Consider the following 14,423-nt stretch of genomic DNA (forward strand, 5'->3'; position numbering starts at 1 on the left):
TCTCATCCGACAAGGCTTCCGCTCTTGCTGACTCGAGAAAGCCGGCGTCGAAAAAACAATCCAGTTCCTTGGATCAGATCAGTGTCCCTGCTGCAGTTCACCCTGAGCGGTGTAGGTTGCCGAAAGATCACGCTGCCAATCGGCGTTGCTCGGATCAAGAGCCGCCAGCTTCTGCCGGAGGGCAAGGGACTGCTGACAGTTGTCCAAGGCGCCCGCTGAGTTGCCCTGCGCCTTCTGGAGGTCGCCGATTTCGAAATAGACCGTAGACAGCTCACTCTGCCAGTCGGCGTTGTTCGGATCGAGGGCCACCAGCCTCTCACGTATGGCGAGGGATTTCTGATAGTTCTCCAGAGCGACCGCCAAATTGTTCAGTGCCTTCTGGACGTCGCCGATGGATCGGTAGTCGATCCCTACGCTGCTAACACGAATCATGTTTGCTGCGTCGGCAACACTTAGCTTTTCATCGATGGTGAGGCCGCGCCGATAGTTCTCCAGGGCGCCCGCCGGGTCCCCTTGAGCCTTCTGAAGATCACCTAGTGCGATGTAGATCGATGACAGGCGGCTCTGCCAGTCGGCATTGTTGGGATCGAGAGCTACCAGCTTATCACGGATGGCAAAGGACTTCTGATAGTTCTCCAGCGCGGCCGCCAAATTGCCCTGCGCCTTCTGGACGTCGCCGATGGATCGGTAGTCGATCCCTACGCTGCTGAGACGGACCATGTTTTCGCGGTCCGCGGCACTTAGCTTTTCATCGATGGCGAGGCCGCGCCGATAGTTCTCCAGGGCGCTCGCCGGGTCGTCCCGAGCCTTCTGAACATCACCTAGTGCGATGTAGATCGATGACAGGCGGCTCTGCCAATCGGCATTGTTCGGATCGAGAGCCGTCAGCTTCCCACGGATGGCAAAGGACTTCTGATAATTCTCCAGGGCGCCCGCCAAATTCCCCTGCGCCTTCCTGACATCGCCAATTTGGCTATAGGCATAGTCAAGATTGCCCGCCCAGTAGGTATTGTCGGGGTCTCCCGCAAAAAGCCTCGCTCGTATGGCTTGGCTCTTAGAGAAACTTTCGAGAGCTTTTGCAAGGTTTCCATTCGCTCTCTGCGCTAGACCGACTCTTTCGTAGATGAGCGACAGGCGGTTCTGCCAGTCGGCATTGTTCGGATCGAGGGCCACAAGCTTCTCACGGATGGCAAGGGACTTCTGATAGTTCTCCAACGCCCCGGCCAAGCTCCCCTGCGCCTTTTGGACGTCGCCGACGGAAGAATAGTCAGTGGCAAGATTACTTTGCCTGTCGGTGTTTGCCTGGTCCGCCGCGCTCAGCTTTTCATCGATGGCAAGGCCGCGCCGATAGTTCTCCAGAGCGCCGGCCAGGTTACCCTGCGCTGTCTGAACATCGCCCTGTGTGGTGTAGATCGATGACAGGCGGCTCTGCCAGTCGGCATTGTTCGGATCGAGAGCCACCAGCCTCTCACGGATGGCAAGAGACTTCTGATAGTTGTCCAGGGCGCCCGCCAAATTCCCCTGCGCCTTCCGGACGTCGCCAATCTGGCTATAGGCATAGTCAAGATTGCTCGCCCAATTGGTATTGTCGGGGTCTCCGGTAAAAAGCTTTGCTCGAATGGCCAGGCTCTCAGAAAGGCTCTCGAGAGCTTTTGCAAGATTTCCACGTGCTCTCCGAGCGAGACCGACTCTCTCGTAGATGAGTGATAGGCGGTTCTGCCAGTCGGCATTGTCCGGATCGAGAGCCACCAGCCTCTCACGAATGGCAAGGGATTTCTGATAGCTGTCCAGGGCGCCGGCCAGGTTCCCCTGCGCGTCCTGTACGTCGCCGACGGAAGAATAGATCGTGGAAAGATCGCTCCGCCAGTTGGCATTGTTGTTCGGATCGAGAGCCACCAGCTTCTCACGGATGGCAAGGGACTTCTGATAGCTCTCCAGGGCTCCAGCCAGGTTCCCCTGTGCCTTCAGGACGTCGCCGACGGAAGAAAAGTCAACGGCAAGATTACTTAACCTGTCGGTATTTCCCTGGTCCGCAGCGCTTAGCTTTTCATCGATGGTGAGTCCGCGCCGATAGCTATCCAGCGCGCCCGCCAAGTTCCCCTGCGCTGTCTGAACATTGCCCAGTGTGGTGTAGATCGATGACAGGCGGCTCTGCCAGTCGGCATTGTTCGGATCGAGAGCTACTAGCTTCTCACGGATGGCAAGGGACTTCTGATAGCTCTCCAGGGCGCCTGCCAGGTTCCCTTGTGCCTTCTGGACGTGGCCAATCTGGCTATAGGCATAGTCAAGATTGCTCGCCCAATTGGTATTCTCTGGGTCTCCGGCAAAAAGCTTTGCTCGAATGGCCAAGCTCTTAGAAAAGCTCTCGAGAGCTTTTGCAATATTTCCACGCGCTTTGTGAGCTAGACCGACTCTTTCGTAGATGAACGACAGGCTGTTCTGCCAGTCTGCATTGTTGTTCGGATCGAGAGCCACCAGTTTCTCACGGATGGCAAGGGACTTCTGATAGCTCTCAAGCGCGCCAGCCAAGCTCCCCTGCGCCTTTTGGACGTCGCCTATGGAAGAATAGTCAACGGCAAGATCATTCAGCCTGTCGGTGTTTCCTTGGTCGGCAGCGCTCAGCTTTTCATCGATAGTGAGTCCGCGCCGATAGTTCTCAAGGGCACCCGCGAGATTCCCCTGCGTTGTCTGAACATCACCCAGTGTGGTGTAGATCGACGATAGCCGGCTCTGCCAGTCGGCATTGTTCGGATCGAGAGCCACCAGCTTCTCACGGATGCCAAGGGACTTCTGATAGTTCTCCAGGGCGCCGGCCAAATTTCCCTGCGCCTTCTGGACGTCACCGATGGAAGAATAGTCAACGGCAAGATCATTCAGCTTGTCGGTATTTCCTTGGTCCGCAGCGCTTAGCTCTTCATCGATGGTGAGGCCGCGCCGATAGTCCTCAAGGGCACCCGCGAGGTTCCCCTGCGTTGTCTGAACATCACCAAGTGTGGTGTAGATCGATGATAGCCGGCTCTGCCAGTCGGCATTGTTTGGATCAAGAGCCACCAGCTTCTCACGGATGCCAAGGGACTTCTGATAGTTCTCCAGGGCGCCGGCCAAATTTCCCTGCGCCTTCTGGACGTCGCCTATGGCAGAATAGTCAACGGCAAGGTCATTCAGCCTGTCGGTATTTCCTTGGTCCGCGGCGCTTAGCTTTTCATCGATGGTGAGGCCGCGACGATAGTTCTCCAGAGCGCCCGCCAGGTTCCCCTGCGTTGTCTGAACATCTCCCAGTGCGGTGTAGGTCGACGACAGGCGGCTTTGCCAGTCGGCATTGTTCGGATCGAGAGCTACCAGCTTCTCACGGATGCCAAGGGACCTCTGATAGTTCTGCAGCGCGCCGGCCAAATTTCCCTGCGCCCTCTGGGCGTCGCCAATGGAAGTATAGTCAACGGCAAGATCACTCAGTCTGTCGGTGTTTCCTTGGTCGGCAGCGCTTAGCTTTTCATCGATGGCGAGTCCGCGCCGATAGTTCTCCAAAGCGCCCGACAAATTCCCCTGCGCTGCCTGGACATCGCCCAGCGTGGTGTAGATCGACGAAAGATTGCCCTGCCAGCCGGCATTTTTTGGATCAAGAGCCACCAGCTTCTCACGGATGGCAAGGGATTTTTGATAGTTCTCCAAGGCACCCGCCAAGTTGCCCCGCGCCTTTAGGACGTCGCCGATAGATTGGTAGTCGATCGCTACGCTGCTAAGACGGACCATGTTTCCGCGGTCCGCGGCACCTAGCTTTTCATCGATGGCGAGGCCGCGCCGATAGTCCTCCAGAGCGCCCGCCAGGTTCCCCTGCGCTGTCTGAACATCACCCAGCACCGTGTAGATCGACGAAAGATTGCTCTGCCAGTCGGCATTGTTCGGATCGAGACCCACCAGCTTCTCACGGATGGCAAGGGACTTCTGATAGCTCTCCAGCGCGCTCGCCAAGTTTCCCTGTGCCTTCTGGACGTCGCCGATCGATCGGTAGTCGACCCCTACGCCGCTAAGACGGACCATGTTTCCGCGGTCCGCGGCACTCAGCTTTTCATCGATAGCGAGGCCGCGCCGATAGTTCTCCAGGGCGCCCGCCATGTTCCCCTGCGCTGTCTGAACATCACCCAGCCTGGTGTAGGTCGATGACAGGCGGCTCTGCCAGTCGGCATTATTCGGATCGATAGCCGCCAGCTTCTCGCGGATGGAGAGGGACTTCTGATAGCTCTCGAGGGCACCCGCCAAGTTTCCCTGCACCTTGCGGACGCCGCCGATGGAAGAATAGTCAACGGCAAGATCACTTAGCTTGTCGGTGTTGCCTTGGTCGGCGACGCTTAGCTTCTCATCGATGGCGAGTCCACGCTGATAGCTATCCAGCGCCCCGGCCAAGTCCCCCTGCGCTGTCTGAACATCACCCAGCCTGGTGTAGGTCGATGACAGGCGGCTCTGCCAATCGGCATTGTTCGGATCGAGCGCCGCCAGCTTCTCACGGATGGCAAGGGACTTCTGATAATTCTCGAGGGCACCCGCCAAGTTTCCCTGCACCTTGTGGACACCGCCGATGGAAGAATAGTCAACGGCAAGATCACTTAGCCTGTCGGTGTTGCCTTGGTCGGCGGTGCTTAGCTTCTCATCGATGGCGAGTCCACGCTGATAGCTATCCAGCGCCCCTGCCAAGTTCCCCTGCGCTGTCTGAACATTGCCCAGCGCGGTGTAGTTCGATGACAGGCGGCTCTGCCAGTCGGCATTGTTCGGATCGAGAGCCACCAGCCTCTCACGAATGGCGAGCGATTTTTGATAGTTCTCCAGCGCGCCGGCCAAATTGCCCTGCGCCTTCAAGACGTCGCCCTTAACTTGAAAAGCTGTTCCCAGTGCTGCTTGCCAAGGGTGATCGAGCGGGTGAGTACCGCCAAACCTGGAAGCTATTTCCTCAGCGCGCCCGGCATATTTCAATGCAAAATTTGTATCGCCTTGAGCCAATAATGTTTTAGCAATTTCAACAAATGTCGCTTCCTGCGCACGCCGGACCCCCATATCGTCCCCAACGGCTTCTATCAACTTACCCTGCAACTCTTCGGCTTTTACAAGTATATTTCTTACCACAAATACAGATACACCCTTAACATTTCGGAATTTTTGCGCCAATTCAAGAGTCGTTGAGTTTGCTACTGCTGTCGATGCTGACAACAATTTCTGCGCCCGGCTTTGTTCACGCCATGCGATGACCCCACCGATGATTGCGGCGATCGCAAGAACGACCGCGATCGCCGCACCTATTCGCGTACGCCGGCTTGCTTCCCTGACAGCTATGATCTGGCCGGTTGCCGCGTCGGCGGCTCTCCTCTGCTCTTCCGCAATTGTCTCGGCGTCGGCAAGTTGCCGCGCCGTTGCCGCCTCCTTTTCGGCAGCCACGGCATTGTCGCGGGCTTTGCAGGCGGCAAGGTAGTCGGCGGTCTCGCTGTTGACGAGACTTTTCATCTCTCTGCGTTTGGCCTGTTCGCTTGTCCGATCAAGCAGCGTACCGGAATGCTGCAGCCAGTCGCCGAGCCTCCCTTTGGCACCCCATTCACGCGCCGCGTCTGCCGCGCGGCGCAACATGGCAATCGCCTCACCTTCCGCGCGCAACCATTCGCGCATTGGCCGCCACTGCCTGAGCAGTGCCTCGTGCGCGATCTGCAACCGCGTTTCGCCGCTCTCTGGCGCTGAATCTGACGTGAGCAACCGCTTGTCGACGAGCGCGTCGATGAACGGTAGCCCCTCCCGAGGCAGATCGCCCCGGAAAGCGGGACGGCCCTGTGGCTCCCGCGTTGCCGGATCGACGATCGCCAGCTGCGGAATAAGAGTTGCACGCAAGAGAGCGAAGACGGCGTCGCGGTCCTTGGGGATGTCCGGGTTGCCGGCGAGCGTCGCCAGCGCGTCGTTCACCGCCTTTTCGATCGCCCCGCCGATGCCGCCGCTCTGTTGATACTCGGCAAGCGTGATGACATCGTCACCGCCATAGTCCAAGAACATTCGCTCCATGACAAATGCCAGCAACGGCATCTTGTCGGCACCTCCATCCTTGATCACGTCGCGTAGCAGCGTGTCGATGAAGTCCTGTTTGAGCACCAGTTTCCGTTTCGTGTTCTCGTTCAGCACCTCGGCAGGTCCGATGACCACCTCCTTGAAGCTCGCTTCGGTCATCGGCCCGACCGAGAACGGGGTGTGCGCAACCGGCCCGAAAGTCGGGCTCGTCTGCAGCCGCTCGTAGGCGTCGGAGCGGATGGTGATGATGGCAAGCGTCGTTGCTAAAGAGGCATGGGCGACTGTCGTCGGACCACCTGTGTTCTTGAGATGGAGCAGTTCGACCAGCCTCTTCAGGAAGACCGCAGTCTGCGGCAACGCATTGCTGGCAAACAGTTCCTCCCCCTGGTCGATCGGGATCACCAGTGTCGGCAGTCCGATGTCGGGATCGCCCGGCGATGCCGGGGGCTTGGCCTTGCTGCAGATTTCTTGGACAAGATCGGAAAGGGCCTCCCCGCCGGCGTCAACCGCCGCACGGATCGAGGCGCGATCCTTCTTCAGGCCGACCTTCGCTGCGGTTGTGACGAGAGCTTGGGCAAGGCCGGCTTCACCGTCGACGGCACCGAATGCCGCGCGGATTGGCGGCAGCACGAGGAAACGCCGATCATCGCGGTCCAGTCGAGGAATTATGCCTGCTCGCAGGAACGAGGACTTGCCGGCGCCCGACGCCCCCAGGACCACCAATAGCCGCGGCGCTGCCGCCTCGCGCAGTCCGCGCAGCCTGTCGAGTGCCTCTACAATCAGGCCGTCGCGGCCAAAGAAAATGCCGGCATCGACCGCCTCAAGCGGCTTCAATCCTCGATAGGGTGAGCGGTCCGGCTCTTCCTTTGGCGGCCAGGCAAAGAAGCCGGCATCAAGCCCTGCCCTCTCCAGGCCAGACTTCAACCGCTTGAGGGCGCTTTCCGAGAAGGTGACATGCTGTTCCTCGGCCCTGTCTTCTGTCAGAGTCGGGATGATCACGCCGTCGCGCCCCTTGGTCAGATCCACCGCCTGCCAATATGCCTTCAGCTTCGGCGGCAACGCCTCTATCGTCACCTTGTCGTCGATGATGACGCCGAACATCGGCTTATCGAGCTTGTGGGCGAGCATCATCTCCTTTTCGCACCAGTCGGATTCAAGCCATGCCCTGCTGACCAAGAACAGCACCGCCTGGCAGCGATTGGCCGCGTCGTGCAGCGCACGCTCCCAGCGCTGACCGGCGACGATGCCGCGCTCCGGATCAAGGTCGAGGAAATAGTCGTTCCAGCCATTTGAAATCAGCCAGTCGCGGATCGCCCGCGCCTCAGCGTTATCGCGACTCGAATGACTGATGAAAATGCGGGACAAACCCGTCGCCCCCCAGCAATCTCTTAACCCTGGCACATCGCGAAATAGCGGATTGCTGGCGATAGCGTCGAGCATTCTCGGCGCGGCCCCTCCTCCGGATGTCCCTAGCGCCAGCCTGTCGACTGTCGGAGAAACATGCGCCACGATCTCGCGGATGACCCCACTATAAGATTACCATAACATACCGATAAGTCAAATAAATGAATGAGTTAACCTGATAAAACTACACATGACAAAGTTACGACTATATGATCGTTGACCTTTCTCTCGCCAAGCCGTCGACTTCCGAGTCAATTCATTACAATGGTGAGCACATCTCAAAGTCAAATTTGACCAGTCAGGGCGTAAGCGTGATATTGAATTTTACCAAAATTGCGCAATACTCAATATGCTACACGAATAACCTACAACGCAATTTGTTTAAGACAATATTTTGTCTCTCATCGCGGTCACGCGGTGCAATGACCTCCTTTCAGTGGTACGCGGGACGCGGCGAGGATCCTCAACTCAGAGCGCCGCGCCTACCTCACGCCACCCCTCACCGGCCGATACAACGCCAGGGCGATCACCACGAATTTGGTCATCAGCGTCGTCTTGGAAGCCAGGCTTTCCGAGGTGTTGATGATGAGAAGCCAGCCCAGCATCGGCAGCCAGATGCCGGGATGGCAGCGGCGGGCCACCTCGTGCATGAACAGCGCGAAACCGGAGAACATCAAAAGCGTGAAGAAGGCGCCCTGGTAGAGGGTCATGCGGATGATCGGGTTCTCGATACCCTGTTCGAGGCCGCTGATGCGGCGGGTGCTCTCCAAAAGGTCGATGTCGGGGCCAACGATGATGTCGCGCAGCTCCAGCCGGCTGAACAGGTCGAACATCTGGACGCGCGCATTGGCGCTGCCGTTATCGGAGACGAAGCGCTCGAGCAACGCGTCGAAGAAGCCGTAATAACCGGCGAGCACGATCGCCAGCGGCAGCAGCGCGGCAAGCATGGTCACGAGAGCCGCGGCCAGAAGGTTGACGCGCCCGGTCCTGAGCTGGGCGACGCCGCGGGTCAGCATATAGGCGCTGCCGAGCAGGACCGTCAGCACCATCGCCGAGCGGCCGCCGAAGGCGACAAGCGCGCAGAACTGCAGCCCGACCAACGCCAGCCTGAGCGGCGTCGACAGCGCGCGCGAACCGGAGAGCAGCGACAAGACATAGATCGTGGTGACAGTGGCGTTGGACAGCGGGTGCCCCTGCAGCGCCGTCGAGCGCGGGTCGTTTACGAACAACGCGCCGTCGAAGCGATAGGGAAAGACCAGCGTCTTGGAGGCGAATTCGAACAACGCCAGCAGCGCGTTCGCCGTCATCACGGCATGGATGACGACCTGCAGCCGGGCAAAGGTCTTTTCGTCGTCTTCGCTCAACACCAGGACGAGCAGCGCCGGGGCGACGAAGGTGTCGATCATGCCGGCCATGCCGGGGCGTTGCCTGACAATGACGACGATGAGAAGCACTATCGCGGTCACCGCCAGCAGCGCGGCAGCCGGACGCCGGTTGGTGACATTGACGACATAGCCGACCGGATTGCCGAAGGTGCAGGAGCGCCAGGCAAATACCAGGACCAGCAGGTAGGTGGACGGATGGATCTTGGTCAGCGCGCTGCCTTGCAGGCCCTCGTAATTATAGCCGAGCAGCCACAGCAAGCCGCCTGACACGGCAAACAGGAGAAGCACGGCCGCGATAATGCCGAAGCGGGTCAGCGCATCGACCGGAACGGTGCGCGGGCCGGCCATGCCATAGGCGGCCGGGACGGGACGGGCCGGCGCGACCGAGATCGCGGCCATGTCAGGCCGCCTCGTCGACCAGCATGGCGCCGGTCGGCAACCGCCCCATGACGGAGACCGCTTCCGAGGTCGAGGCGACGTCGCGCATCGACGTCGTGTTCAGCCTGGCGACGAGCAGGATCTCGTCGGCCATGGCGACCAACGGCAGGACGTTGAGGTCGTCGGTCAGCGCGCCGCCGTCGATGACGACCAGCTCGAAACCGTGATTGGCCTCGGCCAGCATGCGATGGGCGAAATAGAGCGCCTGTGCTTCCTGGAACACCGCGGCCGGCCGGCCGCGGCCAAGCAGAGCGATGGAGCTGCCCGGCGCATAGCGGCTGACCGCGTCGAGCGGATATTCGCCGCGCAGCACGTCGAGCATGCCGGGCTGCGGGTCCTTCTGGCCCTTGCCGGCGTTGATGTCGATGAACAGCACGCGACGTCCCCTGGCCGCCGCCGCATTGGCGAGCTGCCATGCCACCCTCGACCGCTGCGCCTTGTCCTCCGGCGGCGACGCCACCAGGATCGATGGCACCAGCGGCCAGTCGGCCGGGCGCCTGGTCGCGGCGGCGATGCGCTGCAGCGCCAACCCGGCCACGGCGTCGGTCTTCTGGGCGACGGCGCCGGAGCGGCGGCGTCCCCTGCCCGGCAGCACGCCCAGCACCGGCGCGTCGATGGCCGACTGCATCTGGTTGGCGGACAGCACGGTCGGCGAGAGATATTCGGCGACCAGCGCCATGCCGACGCCCAGCGCCAGCCCACCAAAGATGGCGCCGAAAATAAGCAAGCCCTTCGGCGGCCAGCTCTTCTTCAGCGCCGGCATGGCTTGCGAGATGATGCGGGCATTGGTGCTGTTGACGCTGGTCTGCTCGCGCGTTTCCTGGGCACGCTGCAGGTAGTTGGCATAGACCGTGCGCACGGCATCGAGATCGCGCTGCAGCTCGCGCAGCCTGACCGACGCCTGGTCGGTGTCGAGCGACTTGCCCTTCATCGACGCCACCTTGGCCTCCAGCGCGTTTTGGTTGGCCAGAGCGCGCTCGTAGTCGGTCTCGGCGGCGGTGACGAGGCGGCCGAGCTCGCGGGAAATCAGCTTGCGCAGGTCGCTCAGCTGCTGCTGCGCCGAGATCATCGAGGGATGACGCGGCCCCAGCTCGGTGCCGAACTGCGCGATCTGGTCGACCAGCGTCGCCTCCTGCGCCCTGAGACTGGCGATCACCGGCGAGCGCATCGCCTCCGACGTCGCGTCCGGCGCGCCGCCCTGCCGGCGCAACTGGTCGACCTGCGCCTTGAGCTGCGCGGTACGCGTCTGTGCCGCGGTCAATTGCGTGTTGAGGTCGGTCAGTTCCTGGTCGCTGACCAGATTGCCGGCCGCCATCACCATGTTGTGCTCGGCCTTGTAGGTTTCGACGGCGTTGGCCGCCTGCTCGACGCGCTTGCGCTGGTCTTCCAGCCGGGCGCTGATCGCGTCGGAAGCGTCGGCTGCGGCCTTCGAACGCGCGGCCGCCTGGTCGTCGAGATAGGCCTGCGCGATGGCGTTGGCGAGCTTTGCCGCAAGGTCCGCGCTCTTGGCGGTGACGATGATGTTGAGGACCAGCACCTTGTCGTCGCGCTTCACCGCGAGGCGGCGGCGCAGCGCATCGAGCGTCTCGGCCGTCCTGTCACCGTCGTCGGAGCCGAAGAGCATGCCCAGCCAGCGGTCGAGCACGCCCAAGCCGTTGAATTCTGGGTTGTGGGTCAGGTCGGTCGCGGCGATGGCGCGCAGAAGGACGCTGTTCGATTGCGCCACGCTCACCTGGCTTTCAACCTGGGTGATGCCGCCGTCGGGCGAAATGCGGCTCGGATTGACGTCGTTGGTGACGACCTGCAGGTCTTGCGGGTCGATGATGATCTGCGCCGTCGAGGAGTAGAGCGCCGGCGTCAGCATGGCATAGACGAGCGTCACGGCGGTGAGCAGCGCGGTAACAGCAAAGATCAGGAAACGGCGCCGCAACAGGATGCGGCCGAGGTCGCCGAGCTCGACCGTGGCGGATGCGGGCGCGTGCGCGTAATAGGCCGGGGCCGGCGCGACCGCCTCCGGAGCGTTCTGCTGAGGCACCATGAGCAGGGGTGATTGCAAAGGTCGCTCCGACAACGCTCCATCGGCCGGCAAGACGAGAAATGCGGCGTTGGCCTAGCTATTCCCGGCAACGATTAAAACACTGTTAATTATGTTCATAAATTGATGCCGTACTGGCACGAAGTTTGCACCGACGCAGTAGAAATTAAGTGCAGCCTAAATCGGAGACATCGTGCGCATGCGGCGGGAATTCGACCTGGCCAGCCGGACCGACAGTACCGGATATGAGTCGCCCGGGGGTCGGCAATGCGCCTGACCCTGCGCCTCAACGGCGATTGCGTGCGCGCTTTCCATGCGGCACTGGCCGAGCGGCTGTCGTTGCTGCCCGGCGTTGAGCTTTCCATCGATGCCCGTCCCGCGGCGAACGGTGTGCCGCGCGGCGGCGAGGCGCTGTTCCAGCTTGAGACGCTGATCCATCGCCTGCCCGCCAATGGGACGGCCAGGCGTGTGCCACTTTCGACACTGGCCGGCCATGCCAGGCCATCCGCGCCGGCCGATCTCACAATCGATCTCGTCGGCGATGTGGAGCCGCAAGGCCGACGCGTCTGGCGGCTCGCTTATGACGGCGTCTGTGGCGAGGAGGCCCTGCTGGCGCTGATCCTTGCCGGCCGCACCCCGCTCGCCCGCCTCGAGCAGAACGGTGCCGTTGTCGCCGAGGGCCGGCTCGGCACCGAATATCACGGTATTGCGCTGGCTTCCTTCCAGGACATGCTGGCGCGCAGCGCCAGCCTTATCGTGGCGGCGGCCAACGGCGCCGCGCGCTCGTCGCTGCCGGTGCTGCCCGAACCGTCATCCGAGGCGTCCCCGCCGGCTATGCCGTCAGCCACGAAACTCGGCGTGCGGGCGACGAAAGCCATGGCACGCCGCATCGTGCAGCAGCTCTACCACCTCTGCTACAACGCCCCGCACTGGCGGGTCGGCTGGCGCGAGACCGGGGGCAAGGATCTCTATGAGCTGCGCGCCGATCCACAATCGGGCTGGCAGGACCTCTCCGACGACGGCAGCCGCTTCTACGCCGATCCGTTCCCGGTGCTCCATCGCGGCCAGGTGACGCTGTTCGTCGAGGACTATATCCACCGCACCGGCAAGGCGATCCTGTCTGCAGTGGCGTTCGGACCGAATGGACCGGCCGGCACCCCGAAGCCGGTGCTGGAACTGCCCTATCACCTGTCCTACCCCTTCGTGTTCGAGCGCGACGACGAAATGTGGATGGTGCCGGAAAGCTCGGCCAACCGTACGGTCGACCTCTACCGCGCCACGGCTTTCCCGGGCGGCTGGGTGAAGGAAGCCACGCTCCTGTCGGACATCGTCGCCAGCGACGCCACGCTCGTCGAGCATGGCGGGCGCTGGTGGATGTTCGCCACCGTGCGCGATGGTGGCGGCGCCTTTTCGGACCAGTTGCATCTGTGGTCGGCGCCGGACTTCCGCGGGCCGTGGACGGCGCATCCGAAGAACCCGGTGCTGATCGACATCGCCTCGGCGCGACCGGCGGGCCGCATGGTGAGCCACAACGGCCAGTTGCTGCGTCCGGTGCAGGATTGCCGCAGGAGTTATGGCGCGGCGCTCGGCATCGCGCGCGTCACGCAACTCGACGAGACCGGCTTCGAGCAGGTCGTCGAGACGATCCTCAACCCCGGCGCCGGCTGGGCCGGCCGCAAGCTGCACACGCTCAACGAAGCGGGCGGGCTGGAATTCATAGATGGTTCGGCGATGGCGCCGCGCTGGAAGACCCGGCCGCGTGATGTCATGCCCACGGCCCGTGGAGACGGAAAATGAGCATCGCGGAGCATCGCGAAACGCCGGTCGTGCCGCCTGGCCGGTCCGAGGTCGACGTGGCGATCGTCGGCGCCGGGCTCGCCGGCACCGTGCTGGCGCTGACGCTCGCCAAGGCGGGCCGCAGAACGGCGCTGGTCGATCCGCATCGCATCCACCACGACGAATTCCGGGCCGAGAAGACCCGCGCGGAGCAGATGGGGCTGTTCGAGAAACTCGGTCTCGGCCCGCTCTTCCGGTCGCTCGTCACGCCGATGACCGAGATCGACATCTTCCGCTTCGGTGAGTTTTTTGAGCGCAAGGAGGGTCCGGAGTTCGCCTTTTCCTATACGCCGCTGGTCAACGGCCTGCGCGCGGCGCTGCCTGCCGATGTGCCGCTGACGATTGGCAAGGTCGCCGAGGTGTCGACCGGGCCGGACCGGCAGCGCCTGCTGCTCACCGACGGCGCCGTCATCGATGCCCGCCTGCTGGTGGTGGCCACCGGCTACAGCGAGGCGGTGCGGCGCGCCATCGGCGTCGAGCGCATCGAGGAATCGAAGGCACACTCGCTGACGCTGGGTTTCGACCTCGCGATCACGCCGCAGGACTTTGGCCCCCAGTCGCTCACCTTCTATGGCAGGCGGGTTGCCGATCGCATTGCCTTTCTTACCATCTTCCGGATCGGCGAGCGGATGCGGGCTAACATGTTCATCTACCGGACCGTCGCCGATCCATGGGTGCGGGCGTTCCGCGAAAACCCGCAAAAGATGCTGTGTGAGCTGATGCCGGAAATCGCGCCGCGATGCGGAAACTTCGCCATCGCCAGCGAGGTCGACGTGAGGCAGGTCAGCCTGACCACGACGCAGGGCCATCGCCGCGACGGCGTCGTCTTCATCGGCGACGCGTTCGCCACGACCTGCCCGGCGCAGGGCGACGGCATCCACCGGGTGCTTACCGATGTCGACTGCCTGGCCTCGACGCATATCCCCGCCTGGTTCGCGACGCCCGGCATGGCGGCCGACAAGATCTGCGCCTTCTACGACGATCCGATCAAGATCGCCGCCGACGACAGAGCCATGCGCGCCAGCATCTATGCCAGGCGGATCAACACCGAAACGGGGCTCGAATGGCGGCTGCGCCGCCTGCGCAACAGCACCGCGCGGCACTTGATGGTCTTTGGCCGGCGGTTCCGCGAGGCTGGAAAGCCGGCGACACGGCGCCTGGCTTGAGCCGGCGGTCGGCTGCCCGTGCACGAAACATTAAAGCGCCTCGATTAACCTAATTTTTCATTGCTACTCGGCTCGCGCCTGGGTTGCTTGAGATTGTTTCAGCTACTCGTGATATTCGCTCGC

5 protein-coding genes are annotated in these 14,423 nt (G+C 62.0%); 2 read left to right on the plus strand and 3 right to left on the minus strand.

From position 1 onward, the window contains the following. Positions 1-78: 78 nt before the first annotated feature. The 3 genes from KVT37_RS28920 to KVT37_RS28930 form a co-directional block, all read right to left on the minus strand. Positions 79-7,476 carry a tetratricopeptide repeat protein gene (locus KVT37_RS28920; protein WP_217578430.1) on the minus strand — a complete coding sequence of 2,466 codons (7,398 nt, stop codon included), beginning with the start codon at positions 7,474-7,476 and terminating at the stop codon, positions 79-81. A gap of 446 nt (positions 7,477-7,922) precedes the next feature. Beyond that, positions 7,923-9,173 carry a VpsF family polysaccharide biosynthesis protein gene (locus KVT37_RS28925; RefSeq protein ID WP_254634325.1) on the minus strand — a complete coding sequence of 417 codons (1,251 nt, stop codon included), beginning with the start codon at positions 9,171-9,173 and terminating at the stop codon, positions 7,923-7,925. Positions 9,174-9,225: 52 nt separating this feature from the next. Then, a complete protein-coding gene (locus KVT37_RS28930; protein WP_217578432.1) occupies positions 9,226-11,319 on the minus strand; it encodes a Wzz/FepE/Etk N-terminal domain-containing protein in 2,094 nt (697 codons plus the stop codon). Positions 11,320-11,565: 246 nt separating this feature from the next. Between KVT37_RS28930 and KVT37_RS28935 the strand changes: the two genes are divergently transcribed. Beyond that, positions 11,566-13,095, plus strand: a complete 1,530-nt coding sequence (locus KVT37_RS28935; protein WP_217578433.1) for a formyl transferase — start codon at positions 11,566-11,568, stop codon at positions 13,093-13,095. Further along, entirely contained in the window at positions 13,092-14,300 is a 1,209-nt protein-coding gene (locus tag KVT37_RS28940) for an FAD-dependent monooxygenase (protein WP_217578434.1), read from the plus strand. Before KVT37_RS28935 ends, KVT37_RS28940 begins: the two co-directional genes overlap by 4 nt. The last annotated feature ends 123 nt before the right edge of the window (positions 14,301-14,423 follow it).

Origin of the sequence: Mesorhizobium sp. GbtcB19, from assembly GCF_019091085.1 — a bacterium.
Taxonomy (GTDB): domain Bacteria; phylum Pseudomonadota; class Alphaproteobacteria; order Rhizobiales; family Rhizobiaceae; genus Mesorhizobium.

Excerpts from the sequence above, each read along its gene's own strand:
- KVT37_RS28920 (WP_217578430.1), bottom strand. The coding sequence starts at position 7,476 with ATGCTCGACGCTATCGCCAGCAATCCGCTATTTCGCGATGTGCCAGGG.
- KVT37_RS28925 (WP_254634325.1), bottom strand. The coding sequence starts at position 9,173 with ATGGCCGGCCCGCGCACCGTTCCGGTCGATGCGCTGACCCGCTTCGGC.
- KVT37_RS28935 (WP_217578433.1), top strand. The coding sequence starts at position 11,566 with ATGCGCCTGACCCTGCGCCTCAACGGCGATTGCGTGCGCGCTTTCCAT.
- KVT37_RS28940 (WP_217578434.1), top strand. The coding sequence starts at position 13,092 with ATGAGCATCGCGGAGCATCGCGAAACGCCGGTCGTGCCGCCTGGCCGG.